Here is a 16,898-nt window from a genome sequence, read left to right on the forward strand (position 1 = left end):
AGCAAGGTGATCGTCGCGATCAACAAGGACGAAGAGGCCCCGATCTTCCAGGTCGCCGATTACGGCCTGGTCGCCGATCTGTTCAAGGCCGTCCCGGAACTGATCGAAAAGCTGTAGGGCGATCTTTCCAGACCGATCCGAAGGCCCGCCGATCAGGCGGGCCTTTTTCGTTCAGCCCATCAGCCGGTCGATCACCGGGGCCAGGGCATCGGCAACCTCGCGGTGAACGGCGGGGCCCGGCACCGCCTCGGCCGCGTGCCGTTCGAGCGTGGTAAAGGCCATCCCCTCGGTCCGCAGCGCCACCGCATCGTGGCTGGGGCGCACCTTTACCGTCTGGCTGAAGGCCGGTTCAACCTCGGCCAGCATGTCGTCGTCAACGAACAGCGGCTCGGGACCCAGCCCCCGTTCGGCACGCGGCCCAGCATTCCGGTGATCGGCGATATGCAGCAACACACGTTTGCCGCGGATACGCTCTGCCAGAAAGCGCATCCGCGCGACCCAGGCCTCTTTCAATTCCTCGACCACAAGCGCGAACCGCTCCGGCCCGATCACTTGCAGGCTGGTCAGCATGTGCCGGGTAAAATGGAACTCGGTAAAATCGACCTCGCGGAACATCGACTTCATCAGACCCGAGGCCCGCACGAAGCGGTCGTTCCGGCGCGGGTGCACAACATAGAACCGATTCGACATGTTCTGCGCGCCCAGCGTCTGAACCACCGTCACCTGCGCCGCATCGCAAATCCCCTGAACCGCGCTGTCGCGGGCGAACACATCCAGCCCGGCATTGACGCAGCCCAGATTGATCACCTTGCGCCCGGTGCGCTCTTCCACCAGGGCCGGAAAGGGGGTTTCGACATATCTGCCATAGGTTTCCGTCCCGCCGATCATCGCGCAATAGGCCCCGGCCAGACGGCGTTTCGGCCCCCGGAACACCAGCTTCGACGTGCCGTAATGACACGGCGCATAGTCAAGGGCCCCAAGGCCCAGATGCTCATACATCTTTCCACCCACTCATCTTGTTTCGACTCACCCGTTTCAAGGATGCGGCGCGGGACGTTTCGAAACCGCTAAATCGCGGATTTGAAGCGAATTGTGCGGGACCTTCGGGCTTGCGCCAACGGCTGGCGGGGGCATAAGGTCGGCCCGACAGACGCTGAGGGATCTTCCATGGACATCAAGACGGTCGGAGTTGTCGGCGCGGGCCAGATGGGCAACGGCATTGCCCATGTGTTCGCACTGGCGGGCTATGAAGTGCTGCTTAACGACATATCGGAAGAGAGCCTGACAAGGGCGGTCGCGCTGATCGACAAGAACCTGGAGCGCCAGGTCGCGCGCGAAAAGATCACCGCCGAAACCAAGGCCGATACGCTGGCCCGCATCAAGACCACGATGAAATTGCCCGATCTGGGGGCAACCGACCTTGTGATCGAGGCCGCGACCGAGCGGGAAACCGTGAAAGTCGCGATTTTCGAGGATTTGCTGCCGCATCTGAAGCCCAACACGATCCTGACCTCGAACACCTCGTCGATTTCGATCACCCGGCTGGCCTCGCGCACCGACCGGCCGGAAAAGTTCATGGGATTCCATTTCATGAACCCGGTGCCGGTAATGCAACTGGTCGAGTTGATCCGCGGGATCGCCACGGACGAGCCGACCTATACGGCCTGCCTGAAAGTGGTCGAAAGCCTGGGCAAGACCGCCGCCTCGGCCGAGGATTTTCCCGCCTTCATCGTCAATCGCATCCTGATGCCGATGATCAACGAAGCGGTCTATACCCTGTACGAAGGGGTGGGGTCGGTCAAATCCATCGACGAATCGTTGAAGCTGGGCGCGAACCACCCGATGGGGCCGCTGGAACTGGCCGATTTCATCGGGTTGGATACCTGCCTTGCCATCATGAACGTGCTGCATGACGGGCTGGCCGACACCAAATACCGGCCCTGCCCGCTGCTGACGAAATATGTCGAGGCCGGGTGGCTGGGCCGCAAGACGCAGCGCGGATTCTACGATTATCGCGGCGACGTGCCGGTACCGACGCGCTGATACAGTACTTTCGCGAAAAGTTGCGGTGCCCTGTCAGCCTTTCAGCGACAGCGTGCGGTCGCGTAGCCAGGTGACGAAGCCACGCGGGTTGCCGGCCCATTCCTCGATCTCCGGCCGCTCGATCATATGTCCCACCACCGGGGCCTGCGGCCGGTTCAGCGCATGCACGACCTCATAGATCAGCAACCCCTGGCGCAGCGTCGGCGACAGGCGGTTGGCGATCTGATACCAGCGCGAATTGTGGCCGGGAAAAAAGACCGGCACGACCCGGGCGCCGGACCGCTGGATCATCTTCGCGGTGAACGGGTTCCACTCGGCCTCGATCGCCGGGCCGAACATGGTCTCGGATGCTGCGACCACGCCTGCGGGAAACAGGATGATCGCGCCGCCGCCGGTCAGGTGATCCATCGCGGCTTTTCGCATTTCCAGGCTTTTCTTCTGCGCGTCGTCCTCATGCGCGAACGGCACCGGGATCATGAACTGATCCACTTCCTCGACCCCGGTCAGCAGGGATCGGGTGAGGATCTTGTAATCGGTGCGCGCCCGCCCCACCAGTTCGGCCAGAACCATTCCGTCAACCAACCCGTGCGGATGGTTGGCGACAACGATCAGCGGGCCGTCGGCGGGGATGCGGGCGATCTGTGCGGCGGGGGTCTCGACCGAAATCCCCATCACGTCAAGCGCCTGCTGCCAGAAGGCCTGCCCAAACGGCGCGCCCTTGGCTTCAAACCGGCGAATCCGGTGCAGCAGGGTCAGTTTGCCGGTCAACCATTCCATCAGGCGGATGGTATTGGCCTTCCACGGGTTGGTGAACGTGTTGGCATAGGACAGGCGCCGCTTATCGTAATGCTTTACGTTCTGCGGCCCTCCGCCAGACGAACCTGGCCCAGCCGCAATCCGCTTATGCTGATAGCTTTCTACCAAGGGATCCCGTTCTCCCTGTCGTCCGGTCTCAGAAATCTTCGCCGAACTTGCCGGCAACGAGCGCCGCGAGGGCATCCATCAGGGCCGACGCCTCCGGCCCGCTGGTTTCGACCTCAATAGAGGTTCCTTTGGAAGCTGCCAACATCAAAAGCCCCATGATGGAATCGCCGGCGGCACTCAGCCCATCGCGGCTGACCTCGGCACGGGCGTCGTGCGCCTCTACCGTTTCCACGAATTTCGCCGAGGCCCGCGCATGCAGACCCTTTTCATTGATGATATCGAACCGCCGGGGTGTCATTCTTATTATCTTAACCTGCGTGACCGTCAAAACTGTTGATATATTTGCGCCCGGCCGTGGCCGCGCAGGCCACGGCATCATCCACACTCATCCGCCGCGACTTGGCCAGCTTGATCAGCATCGGAAGGTTGGCCCCATACAGGATCTTGCGGTCGGATCTGTCGCAGGCCCGCAGGCTGAGATTGGACGGCGAGCCGCCGAACATATCGGTCACCACCACCACGCCCGAGCCATCATCCACCTCGTCGGCGGCGGCCTGAATTTCGGCCTGCTTGCGCGCGCGGTCATGCTCTGGCTCGATGGAAATGGCGCGGATGCCGCTTTGCTTGCCAACGACATGCTCGATCGCCGCCAAGTATTCCCTGGCCAATCCCCCATGCGCTACGATCACGATCCCGATCAAGCGGTTTTCCCCGTCTGCGTACTGGCGCCGGCCTCTGCCTGCCGTTCAAGTTCCCGATGCCTTTTAGACACCCGCCAACCGCTCTTCGCAAGCGTGTCGGACAGTTTTTCAGCCATTGTGACAGAACGGTGTTGCCCTCCGGTACACCCGAACGCGATCGAGAAATGCGACTTGCCCTCGTCGATATAGGCGGGCAGCAGCAATTGGGTCAGATCCAGCACCTTGTCGAAGAACGGCTGGAAACGCGGATCGGCGGTCACATAGGCGGCCACGTCGGCGGACAGGCCATTCAGCCCGCGCAGCGTGGGCTCCCAATACGGATTGCGCAAAAAGCGGCAGTCGAACACCATATCCACCCCGCGCGGCATCCCGCGCTTATAGGAAAACGAATGGACAGAGACCGCCAGCCGCTGGCCGTCTTCCTGCCCGAACCACTGGGTCAGCTCGGCGCGCAGATTGTGCGGCGTCAACTCAGACGTATCGATCAGCACATCCGCCAGCGCGCGGACCGGCGCCAGCAGATCCAGCTCGCGCGCGACGCCCTCGACCGGGCTTTCGGCGGGGGCCATCGGGTGGCGCCGGCGGGTTTCGGAAAACCGGCGCAACAGCACCTCGGCCGAACAGTCCAGATACAGAACCTCGGTCTGGGCGCGCAGATCGGCGCGCAGCTGTCCGATCAGGTCGGCCAGCGCCTCGGCCGAGAAGTCCCGATTGCGGGTATCCACGCCCAGAGCCAACGGCGGGCCGGATGGCGGGCCGTCCAGCAGACGCGGGATCAGCGACAGCGGCAAGTTGTCGATCGCCTCGTAACCCAGATCCTCAAGCGCGTTCAGCGCGGTCGAACGCCCGGCACCCGATGGCCCGGTGACCAGCACCAGCCGATGGCCCGGCGCGCGTTCCGGCCCAGATGTGCCAAGGTTGGTCATGCGCACCTCCCGCCCTTGAGATATTGCACAATCGCCGCCGGGAAATGCGTATGCTCGACTTTGTGAAGCAGGTCGAGCCGACAACCTAGGATCGTGGTGTCGCGGCGGGGCGGCAAGCGCTCGTCCTCGATCCGGTTCATGTCGATGGCCAGCACCACCGGCGCCGCGCCGCAGGTTTCGGCCGCCAGAAGACCCACGCCGCGCGCCTCGATCATGCCCCGGATCGGCGCCGGGGCGGATGCGATCAGGCCCCCGTCGCGCGACGTCAGGCAGGTGCGATCATCTGCGACCAACGCCGCCCCCCGCGCCATCAGATCCAGCGCCAGCGCCGATTTTCCCGTGCCCGACGCCCCAAGGATCAGCACACCGCGGCCCGACAACGCCACGCAGCTGGCATGCAGGATGCTGGTCATCGCAGCACCGCACACCGCCTCAGACCGGCAGGCCGACGACGAAACGCGCGCCCAGCGGATCAGAGGTGATATCGGCATCGGTGGGGCGGATGTTTTCGGCCCAGATAACGCCGCCATGCGCCTCGACGATCTGTTTGGAGATCGCCAGCCCCAGGCCCGAATGATCACCGAACTGGCCCGGGGGCCGTTCGGAATAGAACCGGTTGAAGATCTTGTTCAGGGCCTGTTCGGGAATGCCGGGGCCGGTATCCTCGACCACCACAAGCACCCGGTTCTCGCGCCGGCGGGCCCAGATGCGCACCGCGTCGCCCTCTTCGCAGAAGGACAGCGCGTTGGTGATGAGATTGACAAAGACCTGAGCAAGCCGCCCCTCAAGCCCGTGCACGATGATCGGATCCGCCGGAAGGTCGGCAATGAAGTCGACGCCGTTCTCACGCGCTTGCGTCCCCAGATGATCCGCAAGGTTTTCCAGCAGTTTCAGAAGGTTGAAGTTTTCCTCTTCCTCCTTCACCAACTCGCTGTCCAGCCGCGAGGCGTTGGAAATATCGCTGACCAGCCGGTCCAGCCGGCGCACGTCATGCTCGATCACCTCCAGCAGCTTGATGCGATGGTCGTCGCGCTTGGTCATCCGCAGCGTCCCCACGGCAGACCGCAGCGAGGCCAGCGGGTTCTTGATCTCATGCGCGACATCGGCGGCGAATTGTTCGTTCGCGTCAATCCGATCATAGAGCGCGGCCAGCATCCCCCGCAGCGCCCCTGACAGGCGGCCGATCTCGTCGGGCCGCGCCGTCAAATCAGGGATGCGCACCCGACTGGGGCTGAATTTGCGCGAACTCTTGTCGCGCCCGATTTCCGCAGCGGCGGCAAGATCGGACAGCGGGTTGGCAATGGTATTGGCCAGCAGCAGCGACAGACCGACCGACACCAGACTTGCGACCAGGAACATCTGCAACACCTGCTCGCGCTCCGTGCGGACCAGTTCGTCGATCTCTCCGGCAGCCGAGGTCAGTGCGACCACGCCCAGCACCTGACCGCCACGCATGATGGGCGTGGCGACGGACACGATGGTATTGCCATCCGCATCCGCCCCGGTCTGCGCCACGGTCGCGCCATTTCGCGCCACTGGGGTCAGCGCGCGCGCCATGTCCGACGGATTGAACGCGGCCCCCTGGCCCGCGCCGCGGTTGACCGCAGCCGACATTCCATCCCATAGCAGGTTCAGGAAATCGGTGATCACGGTCGCGCCCCGGTCGCGCCCGGACAGGGGGGCAACCCGCCGCCCCATCCCCTCGGTCGAGGCGATAAGCGTGTCGGCCGTGTCAAACAGGAACACCTCGGGCCCTTCGGCAAGATCCAGACCGGCCAGCGTTTCCACCGGGTCAATCCCGTCGCCCGCGATCAAACTGACCGGCCCGCTGCGGGGCAGTTGCGCCTCGAACACATCGGCGATCAGCTCCGCCTGGGTGATGAACGCAAGCTCGCGCTGATGCACCAGGCTGTCGCGACCCGGATTCAGGTACAAAAGACCCGCAACAAGGACGATCAGCCCCAAAAGGTTGAACGTGACGATCTTGCGCGCCAGCGGCGATCGGTTGGGCAATATGAATCCGCGCTTGCGGCGGCGCGCACTGATTTCGGCGTCACCCTGTGCAGGCGTCACCCAATCCTCGCCTAAAAGGACGAAGCCATCGCTTGATGTTCTGGTATCGCGCACATGCCCCCCCGGGATACGGGCCTTACGTCACTGTGTTCTTCATTCTTCGTTGTAGCGATACCCGATCCCGTACAGCGTCTCGATCGCCGAGAAGTCCGGATCGGATTGACGCATTTTCTTGCGCAACCTCTTGATGTGACTATCAATCGTGCGATCGTCCACATAAACCTGATCGTCATAGGCGACGTCCATCAACTGGTCACGGCTCTTGACGAAACCGGGGCGTTGGGCCAGCGCCTGCAACAACAGAAACTCTGTGACCGTCAGGGATACGTCGTTCCCTTTCCAGATCACAGCATGACGCAGCGGATCCATCGACAACTCGCCACGTGTCATGACCTTGGAATCTTCCGGCACGACGCCGTCATCCGCCGCGATCACCTCCTGCCGGCGCAGAAGCGCGCGAATGCGTTCGACCAGCAGCCGCTGCGAGAACGGCTTTTTCACATAATCGTCGGCCCCCATGCGCAGGCCAAGTACCTCGTCGATCTCATCGTCCTTGGAGGTCAGGAAGATCACCGGCATGTTAGTTTTCTGCCGCACACGCTGCAACAGGTCCATGCCGTCCATCCGGGGCATCTTGATATCGAAAACGGCCATGTCGGGAAGGCGTTTGTTGAACGCATCCAGGGCCGACTGCCCGTCGTTATAGGTTTCCACCTCGAACCCCTCTGCCTCAAGGGTCATGGAAACAGAAGTCAGGATGTTCCTGTCGTCGTCAACGAGCGCAATCCTAGACATTTGGGTTTTCCCTTTATTTTGCTTGTTCTGCTCAATGCCTGCTTTTTGCCACATTTTTCCTGTTTCGCCCCATAGAATCAACTCTTAACTGCGAATCACCCCTCGGTATTGGTCCTACTCAAGCTGAAAAAAGGTGACACATTGCTAATTTGCATCACATCGTCGCCACGGTTGCGCTAACCTTGGCTTGGTTTGCGCTAACCTGTTGCCCACAGCCTGTTCCCTGTTGAAAACGACATGATATAGGGGCTCACCCGCCCCGAACCGCGCGGGTCGGCGGAAATGCGTACCGCCGGGAGGATCAACTCGAACCGCCACGCGGCGGGCGACTTCAGGAGCGAGCATATGTCAACTGGACGGGTAAACCCCAATCAGCGACTGGAAGATCAGGGCATCACCGGGCTGGGCCAAGTCTATTACAATCTCATGGAGCCCGCCCTGGTCGAGGCGGCCCTGAAGCGTGACGAGGGGACGCTGGGCAATGGCGGCGCCTTTCTGGTCAGTACCGGCGAGCATACCGGCCGCTCGCCCAAGGATAAGTTCGTGGTCCGCACCCCGGCGGTCGAGCACACCATCTGGTGGGAAAACAACAAGCCGATGACCCCCGCGGCATTCGATCAGCTGCACACCGACATGCTGGAACACATGAAGGGCCGCGATTATTTCGTGCAGGATCTGTTCGGCGGCGCCGACCCCGAACACCGGCTGGACGTGCGGATGGTGACCGAACTTGCATGGCATGGCCTGTTCATCCGCCACATGCTGCGCCGCCCCGCGCGCCAGGAGCTGGACAGCTTCGCGCCGGAATTCACCATCATCAACTGCCCCAGCTTCCTTGCCGACCCCGAAAAACACGGGTGCCGGTCGTCCACTGTCGTCGCGCTGAACTTCGACAAAAAGCTGATCCTGATCGGCGGCACCGAATATGCCGGTGAAAACAAGAAATCGGTCTTTACCCTGCTGAACTACATCCTGCCCGGCAAGGGCGTGATGGCGATGCACTGCTCGGCCAACCACGCCATCGACAACCCGGTGGATGCGGCGATCTTCTTCGGCCTGTCGGGCACCGGCAAGACCACGCTGTCGGCCGACCCCGAACGCACGCTGATCGGCGATGACGAACATGGCTGGTCGGAAAAGGGCACCTTCAACTTCGAGGGTGGCTGCTATGCCAAGACCATCAGCCTGAACCCCGAGGCCGAGCCGGAAATCTATGCCACAACCACCAAGTTCGCGACCGTGATCGAGAACATGGTGTTCGACCCCGAAACCAAAGAACTGGATTTCGAGGATGACAGCCTGACCGCGAACATGCGCTGCGCCTATCCGCTACACTATATCTCGAACGCCTCGGAAACCTCGATGGGCGGGCACCCCAAGAACATCATCATGCTGACCTGCGATGCGTTCGGCGTGCTGCCCCCGATCGCACGGCTGAGCCCGGCGCAGGCGATGTATCACTTCCTGTCCGGCTTCACCTCCAAGGTGGCAGGCACCGAAAAGGGCGTGACCGAGCCCGAGCCGACCTTTTCGACCTGCTTTGGCGCGCCCTTCATGCCGCGCCGCCCCGAGGCCTATGGCAACCTGCTGCGCGAAAAGATCGCCAAGCACGGCGCGACCTGCTGGCTGGTGAACACCGGCTGGACCGGCGGTGCCTATGGCGCCGGCTCGCGGATGCCGATCCGCGACACGCGGTTGCTGCTGCACGCCGCACTCGACGGTTCGCTGCATGATGCCGAGTTCCGCAAGGACCCGAATTTCGGCTTCGAGGTTCCGGTCCATGTCAACGGCGTGGCCGAGGTTCTGCTGGATCCGCGCAAGACCTGGAGCGTGAACGAAGAATATGACGCGCAGGCGCAGAAGCTGGTGAAGATGTTCGCCGAAAACTTCGCGCAATACCTGCCCTATATCGACGATGACGTGAAGGCGGCCGCGATCGGCTAAGCCCCACCTTATCTTGAGACATCGTTACACAGACGCCCCGGCCAATCGGTCGGGGCGTTTTGCCGTGACGGTCACGAAACGTTCAAGAAACGGGGTGTACCAATCGGCTGAATGCGACGTCCCTATGCGAAAGCACGATCATGATGACACCTCGCGGGTTTCTTGCCCTTTGCGCCCTTGCCGTCATCGCCGGAGCGCCGGGCCTGTGTGCCGAACCGCTTGCCCCGATACAGGCACAGGGCCAGGTAGTGTTCGAGGAGTCCTGCGCCGCCTGCCACGGGCACGATGCAGCGGGGGATACCGGCAGCGACATTCGCGCCGCGCCGCGCCATCTGGTGGCGTGGGCGATCAAAGGATCCGACGACATGCCCGAAATCGACCTGAGCAAGGCCGAGCTGGATGCGGTGGTGGCCTATCTGGCCCATCTGGGTGAAACGATCAGGGATTAGGGCGGCTCACGTTATCCCATCAGCCCCTTGCGGATCAGGTTCGCCGCTGCCACCGCCAGAATGATCAGCGTGGCCTTGCGGAACTTTGCCGGGTCCAGACGGTCCTGCACCTGAAAGCCCAGCCACATACCCAGCGCCGCCGGTGCGACCAAGGCCGCCGACAGCGGCAGCGTCTGCGCGTTCAGCACGCCCGAAGTCAGATGCGAGCCCAGCAAAACCACGCTGCCGATCAGGAACACCACCCCCTGCACCCGCACCATTTCGGCCTTTTCGGTGTTGAAGGACAACAGATAGGCCACCACCGGCGGCCCCCAGACCCCCGAAATCCCGCCAAAGAACCCGCCGACCGCGCCCATCAGCAGTTCGGCCCGGTTGCGGTGGGTCGCGTGCAACAGCAACTGCTTGCCCAGGATCTGCGACAGGGCGAAGGCAAGGATCGGCACGCCCAGCAGCAGATACAGCGCCCAAGGTGGCAGCACCGTGACCAGCGGCGCGCTGACGAAGATGAACAGCATCACCATCGCGATCAGCCGCCAGTATGTGCGCACCGAAGCAAAGGCCGCCGCCGGACCCTGGCGAAAGGCCTGTGCCACGTTGGTCAGCACCGTTGCCAGGATCAGCGCCGCCAGCGCGGTCGGGGCGGGCAGAAATATCGAAAAACACGAGATCATGATCATCGGCATCGCAAAACCCACAACGCCCTTCACGAAGCCCGCAAACAGCGCCACCGCCGCCGCAAGGACGAAGAACAGGGGGGAGATGCCGAAAATCAGGGAATCCATCGGGTAACCTTCTTTTGTTTTTACCACTTTATCTTGCCATTTCTTGCGCAGCGCTGCACAAAGCACCGAAAGCAGCGCAGCATGAACTTAGTTGCCTTAGCAATTATTGCGCTGCGCCCGCAAAACACCTATTCCCTTCGGGACTGCGAGAAAAGGAGCCATTTCATGCCTCAAAGCGACAGCGAAACCGCCCTGCTGCCAGACCTTCTGGCACTGACCGGCGCGGCGATTGCCCCGGTCGAAATCCTGCTTGCCAAGGCAACCGAACAGCTCCGCGCCGATGTTTCGGTCGATGGCCGCGTCTCGGGCCCCGCGCTGGAGCAACGCCAGTTTTCCGCCCATGCGCTGGCCTGGCTCGCCACCTATGCCGAAGCCCTGCGCCAGATGCAGGCCTGGGCCACCCGTCTGCACGACGACGGCAAGTTCGGCGAGATGGAACAACTGATCCTGCAAATCGCCTTCGGTGAATATCTGAACCAGATCCAGGGCGGCATCCCCATGAGCCAGGGCGAGATCGCGCGCCTGTCCGATCTCGGGCTGACCGCCACGCTGGCCGGCACGCCCCAGGTCGCCACACTGATGGCCGGCGGCAACAGCGCCGCCGCGCGCACCCGCCTTGTTGCGCTGATGCAGGACAATACCGGCCACGCCACCTTTGGCGCCTCGGGACTGGACGAAGAACTGGAAATGATCCGCGAACAGTTCCGCCGCTTCGCGGATGAACGTGTGGCGCCGAACGCCCATGACTGGCACCTCAAGGATGAACTGATCCCGATGGACATCATCGAGGAACTGGCCGAGTTGGGCGTCTTCGGCCTGACCATCCCTGAGGAGTTCGGTGGCTTCGGCCTGTCCAAGGCCTCGATGGTGGTGGTGTCAGAGGAACTGTCGCGCGGCTATATCGGTGTCGGCAGCCTTGGCACCCGCTCCGAAATCGCGGCAGAGCTGATCCTGTGCGGCGGCACCGACGGGCAAAAGGAACAGTGGCTGCCGAAACTGGCCAGCGGTGAAATCCTGCCCACCGCCGTCTTTACCGAACCCAACACCGGCTCCGACCTTGGCAGCCTGCGCACCCGCGCGGTCAAGGAAGGCGACGAATACGTGGTGACCGGCAACAAGACCTGGATCACCCATGCCGCGCGCACCCATGTGATGACGCTGCTGGCGCGCACCGATCCGGCAACCGACAACTACAAGGGCCTGTCGATGTTCCTGGCCGAAAAGACGCCGGGCACCGATGTCGACCCCTTCCCCACCCCCGGCATGACCGGCGGCGAGATCGAGGTGCTGGGCTATCGCGGCATGAAGGAATACGAACTCGGCTTCGACGGGTTCAAGGTCAAGGCCGAGAACCTGCTGGGCGGGGTCGAGGGGCAGGGCTTCAAACAACTGATGCAAACCTTCGAAAGCGCCCGCATCCAGACCGCCGCCCGCGCCATCGGCGTGGCGCAGAACGCGCTCGAGGTCGGCATGCAATACGCCATCGACCGCAAGCAGTTCGGCAAATCGCTGATCGCCTTCCCCCGCGTGTCCGGCAAGCTGGCGATGATGGCGGTGGAAATCATGGTGGCGCGCCAGCTCACCTACCACTCCGCCTGGCAAAAGGATCACGACAAGCGCTGCGACCTGGAGGCCGGCATGGCCAAGCTGCTGGGCGCCCGCGTGGCCTGGGCCTGCGCCGACAACGCGCTGCAAATCCACGGCGGCAACGGTTTCGCGCTGGAATATCAGATCAGCCGCATCCTGTGCGACGCGCGGATCCTGAACATTTTTGAGGGTGCCGCCGAAATTCAGGCCCAGGTGATCGCACGGCGCGTTCTGGGCTAGGCCCCGCTGGCGGGCCCTTCGGGGCCCGTTCAACCAAGCGCGGCAAGCGCGTCATAGCCCCTGAGCGTAATCTCGACCTCGGCCCAATGCGCCCGGCCATCGGCCTCCAGCCGCATCGGCTGCGACAACAACTTCAGCCCCGTCAGCCCCAGCGTCGGAATATCCAGCCCCATCGAATGCGCCATCGGCACCCGCACACCGGGCTTCGGGTTCAGCCCCGGCGCAATCTTGCGCGTGCCCATTTTCAAATGATGCGCGATATCCCACTCCTGCACTACGCCATCATACCGGGTGACCACCCAGCAATGCGAATCCTCGCAGCGCCCGCGCTTTTCCTCGGGAAAGAAGTAGCCGGTGACATAGCCCGCCTCGTACCCCGCCGCGCGCAGCGATGCGATCAGATAGGCGTTGATGTCAACACAAGAGCCTTCGGTCGGCCCGCACAGCGCCGGAATGCTGTCTTCACCGTCAGAGAACCGTTGCTCGGGGTGACCATAGAAAAACTGCGCCGCCACATCGTTGACGATGGCCTGCAGCCCGGCCTGCCCGCCGCCAGCGGCCTGTGCGGTGGCACGCGCGGCGCCAACCAAAGCCTCCGCCGCCTCAGTGAACCGGTTGGGGCGGTGCACGAAAAGCGCGTCGGGATAGGCCGCGCGCCCCGGCGCAAAACTGGTGCAGAATCGCACCGGGCCGGTCACGCCCTCCAGCACCGCAACCCACTGGCCGGTCTGCGCCTCCGTCGCCAGAAAATATCCGGCCCCTTCCATCACGAAAGCCTCCGGCCGCAGATGCGGCGTCATCAGACCGATCGGCGCGAACAGACGCCCCGCACCCGCCTCGGCAACCGTAACCTCAAGGATAATCGCCATGCTCAGCCCCTATGCACCACCCCATCAGATAACCGCCACCTCGTGACACTGGCGCGACAGATCAGCCCGCCGCCCGGGCCAGCAGATCGATCAGCCGCGTTCGCGCCTCGGGCAGCGGCCTGTCACCCAGCGCGGGCGCCAGCCAGGCGTGCAGGAAATGGCCCGTGGTGCGCAGCCCCTCGCCAATGTCTTCGCTGCGCACCGGCCCCTGCCCCAACAGGCATTGCGGCAGGGGCAACAGCCGGTCGGCCCAGTCCCCGGCCCCTTTGGCACTGACGGCCCGGCCCGATTTCGGCGACACATAGACCAGATCGTCGCGGCTGCCGGTCACCGCGCAGCGCGTCAGTTCCAGACCAAAGCCCATATCTTCCAACAGCGCCATCTCCCAGCGCAGATAGGCCAGCGGCCAGGCATCGGCATGCCCCAGCAGGTCCAGCATCGTCACCGAACGGGCATAAAGCGCCGGATGCGGCTCGCGCTCGGGCAGGGAAAAGGCCAACAGCGCCGTGACCGCATTCAGCCCCGCCAGCGCCAGCCGGTCGCCCAACACGCCCGCCCGCGATTGCAGCGGTTCCACCGTGTAGCTGCCGATATGCGCATCCAGCCGCGCGCGCCAGGTCACGTCAAGCTGCGCGCCGGGTTGCAGGATCGGCGCAAGCTTGCGGCCTGCCCCGCCGCGCACCACACCCGCGTGGCGCCCGTGCCCGGCGGTAAATACCTCAATGATGGCCGCGCTTTCGCCGTGCCGCCGAACGCTCAGCAATGCCCCCTGATCGCGCCACTCCATCCGGCTGTCGCACTCCTGTTTCTTCTCGGCGAAAATACTCCCGCCGGAGGCCAGAAAGTCATGAAAGTCCCGGTTCGTCCAGTAAATGCCGCCTCTGGCGGTCCTCGACCTCGATCACCCACAAATCGGGATCAAAGCCACGTTGCCGCGCGATCGAGGCGTCTACCGCAACCTCATCCCCGTCGGCCAGAACCACCCATTTGCGCTCACCCGTCATCAGATCGAAAGACCGTTGAAACGCCCGCGCCTGCCCGTCCAGCGTGTTCAGCTTGACCAGAACCGCACCCGCGGTGGCATCGCCACGCGATGTGACGAAGGCCGGAATATCGGCCAGCCGAAGCCGGGTCAGATAGGCCTGAACCCAGAATTCGGCCGTCAGCCGCGTCATGTATTGCCGTCTTTGAAATCCAGCCCCATTTCGGAATAGCGCTCGGATTCCTCCAGCCAGTTCGGCCGCACCTTGACCTGCAGGAACAGATGCACCTTGCGGCCCAGGAATTCCTCCAGCTCGGCGCGGGCGGCCTGGCCGACCGCCTTGATCGTCTCGCCCTTGTTGCCCAGCACGATCCCCTTGTGACCGTCGCGCATGACATAGACCACCTGATCGATCCGGGCCGAACCATCGTCGCGCTCTTCCCAGTTTTCGGTCTCGACGGTCAACTGATAGGGCAATTCCTGATGCAGGCGCAGGGTCAGCTTTTCGCGGGTTATCTCGGCGGCGATCATCCGCATCGGCAGATCGGCGATCTGATCCTCGGGGTACAGCCACGGCCCCTCGGGCAGTTCGGCCGCCAGCCATTCGCGCAGATCGTCCACCCCATACCCGCGCTCGGCGGAAATCATGAAAGTGCGGGCAAAGGGATAGGCCGCGTTCAGCTTTTCCGACAGCGCCAGCAGCACCTCGGCCTTCACCCGGTCGATCTTGTTGATCGCCAGTGCCACGACCTGACCCTCATGCACCCGCTCGCGCAGGGCCTCCAGAACCGCCTCGACACCTTCGGTGACGCCGCGATGCGCCTCGACCAGCAACACGATGATATCGGCATCCGCCGCACCACCCCAGGCCGCCGCCACCATGGCGCGGTCCAGCCGCCGGCGCGGGCGGAACAGGCCGGGCGTGTCGACGAACACGATCTGCGCGTCGCCCTCCATACAGATCCCGCGAATCCGGGCGCGGGTGGTCTGCACCTTGTGGGTGACGATCGACACCTTGGCCCCCACCATGCGGTTGAGCAGGGTGGATTTTCCGGCATTCGGCTCGCCGATCAGGGCGACAAAGCCCGCGCGTGTGGTCTCAGCCATGTCCGGCCTCCAATCTGTCCAACAAGGTCTGCGCGGCGGCCTGTTCGGCCTGACGCTTGGACCCGGCCCTGGCGCGGGCCTCTTCGCCGCTTTGCAGGCGGGCGGCGATGGTGAATTCCGGCGCGTGGTCGGGGCCTTCGCGCGCAATCTCTTCATAGCTTGGCGGTTGCTGGCCACGGGCCTGGGCCCATTCCTGCAACGCGGTCTTGGCGTCGCGCGCATCGGCATCGACCTTGGCGATCCGGTCGCCCCACAGCCGCAATACCACATCGCGCGCGGCGATGAACCCGGCATCCAGATAGACGGCGGCGATCACCGCCTCCATCGCGTCACCCAGCAACGCCTGCTTGCGCCGTCCGCCCGACATCATCTCGGACCGGCCCAGCTTCAGCACCGCGCCCAAATCAATCTCCCGGGCTACATCCGCGCAGGTTTCCTTGCGCACCAGCGCATTGAAGCGCGGCGCCAGCCGCCCCTCGGCGGCCTGCGCATCGGCGGCCAGCACCGCCTCGGCCATCACCAGCCCCAGCACCCGGTCACCCAGAAATTCCAGCCGCTGGTTGTCGGGCCGTGTGGCCGACGAGATCGACGGATGCGTGACCGCGCGCAGCAGCAGTTCGGGCCGGGCAAAGTGATGGCCCAGCCGCGCCGAAAAGGTCTTCATCTCTGCCGACAGCTTCACTCGATCGCCTTGAAGAAACGATCCGGCCGCCAGGTCCAGATATAGAACAGCGAGCGCCCGGCGGAAGAGAACATGATCCGGTCGGCCCGGCCGATCAGATATTCGGCGGGCAGATAGCCGACACCGCCACTGATCACCGAATACCGGCTGTCCTGGCTGTTGTCGCGGTTGTCGCCCATGAAAAAGTAATGCCCCTCGGGAACGGCGAACACCTCGGTATTGTCCGCAAACCCGTTATTGCTGACGTTCAGCACGTCATGCGACACGCCGTTGGGCAGGGTTTCGATAAAGCGTTCCTTTTCACAGGTGCCGCCTTCGCCCACCGGGCTGTTGGAACAGCGCGGATAATAGCCGACCGGCCCCTGTTTCTGAAACGGCTCGGTAAAGGTACCGGCCGCGTCCATCTTCACCGCCACGCCGTTCAGGAACAACACACCGTCCTTCATCTGTACCGTGTCGCCCGGCAGGCCGACCAACCGCTTGATGAAATCCGAACCGTTGGCCGGGTGGCGGAACACCACCACATCGCCGCGCTCGGGCTCTGACGCAAACAGCCGGCCGTTGACCGGGCACAGGCCGAACGGGCAGGAATAGCGCGAATAGCCATAGGCCATCTTGTTGACGAACAGGAAGTCCCCGACCAGCAGTGTGTCTTTCATCGACCCCGACGGGATCCAGAACGGCTGAAACAGCAGGGTGCGGAACGCGCCCGCGATCAGCAGGGCATAGACCACCGTCTTGATCGTTTCGACGATCCCGCCGTCCGGTTTTTCCTTGCTCGCCATAAAACTGTC

Annotated in this window: 19 protein-coding genes and 1 pseudogene; 5 read left to right on the forward strand and 15 right to left on the reverse strand. The window is 63.4% G+C overall.

The window, feature by feature from the left end:
- Window positions 1–117: pseudogene (locus ACSR1C_RS00005) on the forward strand (electron transfer flavoprotein subunit alpha/FixB family protein); the annotation flags it as partial.
- Window positions 118–171: 54 nt separating this feature from the next.
- Here ACSR1C_RS00005 and ACSR1C_RS00010 read toward each other — a convergent pair.
- On the reverse strand, window positions 172–999 hold the full coding sequence (locus tag ACSR1C_RS00010) for a DUF6473 family protein (protein ID WP_460257268.1): 828 nt from the start codon (window positions 997–999) through the stop codon (window positions 172–174).
- A gap of 168 nt (window positions 1,000–1,167) precedes the next feature.
- Here ACSR1C_RS00010 and ACSR1C_RS00015 point away from each other — a divergent pair, with 168 nt between their 5' ends.
- Window positions 1,168–2,043: a 3-hydroxybutyryl-CoA dehydrogenase gene (locus ACSR1C_RS00015; RefSeq protein WP_460257269.1), complete on the forward strand. Its 876-nt coding sequence runs from the start codon at window positions 1,168–1,170 to the stop codon at window positions 2,041–2,043.
- A 33-nt stretch (window positions 2,044–2,076) separates the two neighbouring features.
- On the opposite strand, the gene ACSR1C_RS00020 is transcribed toward ACSR1C_RS00015, so the two are convergent.
- From ACSR1C_RS00020 to ACSR1C_RS00050, 7 genes are read right to left on the reverse strand one after another with little or no spacing between them, the layout of a single operon-like run.
- Window positions 2,077–2,967, reverse strand: coding sequence for a lysophospholipid acyltransferase family protein (locus ACSR1C_RS00020; protein ID WP_460257270.1), 891 nt, complete (start codon window positions 2,965–2,967; stop codon window positions 2,077–2,079).
- Window positions 2,968–2,995: 28 nt separating this feature from the next.
- The gene (locus tag ACSR1C_RS00025; RefSeq protein WP_460257271.1) at window positions 2,996–3,265 is read right to left on the reverse strand and encodes an HPr family phosphocarrier protein; all 270 of its coding nucleotides are present in this window, start codon (window positions 3,263–3,265) and stop codon (window positions 2,996–2,998) included.
- 10 nt (window positions 3,266–3,275) lie between these two features.
- The gene (locus tag ACSR1C_RS00030; RefSeq protein ID WP_460257272.1) at window positions 3,276–3,668 is read right to left on the reverse strand and encodes a PTS sugar transporter subunit IIA; all 393 of its coding nucleotides are present in this window, start codon (window positions 3,666–3,668) and stop codon (window positions 3,276–3,278) included.
- Window positions 3,665–4,594 carry an RNase adapter RapZ gene (rapZ, locus tag ACSR1C_RS00035; protein WP_460257273.1) on the reverse strand — a complete coding sequence of 310 codons (930 nt, stop codon included), beginning with the start codon at window positions 4,592–4,594 and terminating at the stop codon, window positions 3,665–3,667. The genes ACSR1C_RS00030 and rapZ overlap by 4 nt, the downstream gene beginning before the upstream one ends.
- Window positions 4,591–5,007 carry an HPr kinase/phosphorylase gene (locus ACSR1C_RS00040; protein ID WP_460257274.1) on the reverse strand — a complete coding sequence of 139 codons (417 nt, stop codon included), beginning with the start codon at window positions 5,005–5,007 and terminating at the stop codon, window positions 4,591–4,593. The genes rapZ and ACSR1C_RS00040 overlap by 4 nt, the downstream gene beginning before the upstream one ends.
- A gap of 19 nt (window positions 5,008–5,026) precedes the next feature.
- A complete protein-coding gene (locus tag ACSR1C_RS00045) occupies window positions 5,027–6,721 on the reverse strand; it encodes a sensor histidine kinase (RefSeq protein ID WP_460257275.1) in 1,695 nt (564 codons plus the stop codon).
- Window positions 6,722–6,760: 39 nt separating this feature from the next.
- Window positions 6,761–7,462 (reverse strand): response regulator transcription factor, encoded by a 702-nt coding sequence (locus tag ACSR1C_RS00050; RefSeq protein ID WP_460257914.1) that lies wholly within the window; start codon window positions 7,460–7,462, stop codon window positions 6,761–6,763.
- Between the two features lie 345 nt (window positions 7,463–7,807).
- On the opposite strand from ACSR1C_RS00050, the gene ACSR1C_RS00055 reads away from it, so the two are divergent.
- Both ACSR1C_RS00055 and ACSR1C_RS00060 read left to right on the forward strand, forming a co-directional pair.
- Window positions 7,808–9,406, forward strand: coding sequence for a phosphoenolpyruvate carboxykinase (locus ACSR1C_RS00055; protein ID WP_460257276.1), 1,599 nt, complete (start codon window positions 7,808–7,810; stop codon window positions 9,404–9,406).
- A 140-nt stretch (window positions 9,407–9,546) separates the two neighbouring features.
- Window positions 9,547–9,855 (forward strand): c-type cytochrome, encoded by a 309-nt coding sequence (locus ACSR1C_RS00060; RefSeq protein WP_460257277.1) that lies wholly within the window; start codon window positions 9,547–9,549, stop codon window positions 9,853–9,855.
- An 11-nt stretch (window positions 9,856–9,866) separates the two neighbouring features.
- On the opposite strand, the gene ACSR1C_RS00065 is transcribed toward ACSR1C_RS00060, so the two are convergent.
- The gene (locus ACSR1C_RS00065) at window positions 9,867–10,637 is read right to left on the reverse strand and encodes a sulfite exporter TauE/SafE family protein (RefSeq protein ID WP_460257278.1); all 771 of its coding nucleotides are present in this window, start codon (window positions 10,635–10,637) and stop codon (window positions 9,867–9,869) included.
- A 165-nt stretch (window positions 10,638–10,802) separates the two neighbouring features.
- On the opposite strand from ACSR1C_RS00065, the gene ACSR1C_RS00070 reads away from it, so the two are divergent.
- Window positions 10,803–12,464, forward strand: a complete 1,662-nt coding sequence (locus ACSR1C_RS00070; protein ID WP_460257279.1) for an acyl-CoA dehydrogenase family protein — start codon at window positions 10,803–10,805, stop codon at window positions 12,462–12,464.
- Window positions 12,465–12,493: 29 nt separating this feature from the next.
- On the opposite strand, the gene ACSR1C_RS00075 is transcribed toward ACSR1C_RS00070, so the two are convergent.
- The 6 genes from ACSR1C_RS00075 to lepB all read right to left on the reverse strand — a co-directional run bounded on the left by ACSR1C_RS00075 (window position 12,494) and on the right by lepB (window position 16,889).
- A complete protein-coding gene (locus ACSR1C_RS00075; RefSeq protein WP_460257280.1) occupies window positions 12,494–13,333 on the reverse strand; it encodes a transglutaminase domain-containing protein in 840 nt (279 codons plus the stop codon).
- A 61-nt stretch (window positions 13,334–13,394) separates the two neighbouring features.
- Complete coding sequence (recO, locus tag ACSR1C_RS00080) at window positions 13,395–14,120, reverse strand: DNA repair protein RecO (RefSeq protein WP_460257281.1); 726 nt, start codon at window positions 14,118–14,120, stop codon at window positions 13,395–13,397.
- A 58-nt stretch (window positions 14,121–14,178) separates the two neighbouring features.
- Window positions 14,179–14,508, reverse strand: a complete 330-nt coding sequence (locus ACSR1C_RS00085) for a DUF1491 family protein (protein WP_460257282.1) — start codon at window positions 14,506–14,508, stop codon at window positions 14,179–14,181.
- Window positions 14,505–15,422 carry a GTPase Era gene (era, locus tag ACSR1C_RS00090; protein WP_460257283.1) on the reverse strand — a complete coding sequence of 306 codons (918 nt, stop codon included), beginning with the start codon at window positions 15,420–15,422 and terminating at the stop codon, window positions 14,505–14,507. Before era ends, ACSR1C_RS00085 begins: the two co-directional genes overlap by 4 nt.
- Window positions 15,415–16,104 (reverse strand): ribonuclease III, encoded by a 690-nt coding sequence (rnc, locus tag ACSR1C_RS00095; protein WP_460257284.1) that lies wholly within the window; start codon window positions 16,102–16,104, stop codon window positions 15,415–15,417. Before rnc ends, era begins: the two co-directional genes overlap by 8 nt.
- A complete protein-coding gene (gene lepB, locus ACSR1C_RS00100; protein WP_460257285.1) occupies window positions 16,101–16,889 on the reverse strand; it encodes a signal peptidase I in 789 nt (262 codons plus the stop codon). The genes rnc and lepB overlap by 4 nt, the downstream gene beginning before the upstream one ends.
- Window positions 16,890–16,898: the final 9 nt, after the last annotated feature.

Source organism: Actibacterium sp. D185-2 (assembly GCF_054954595.1).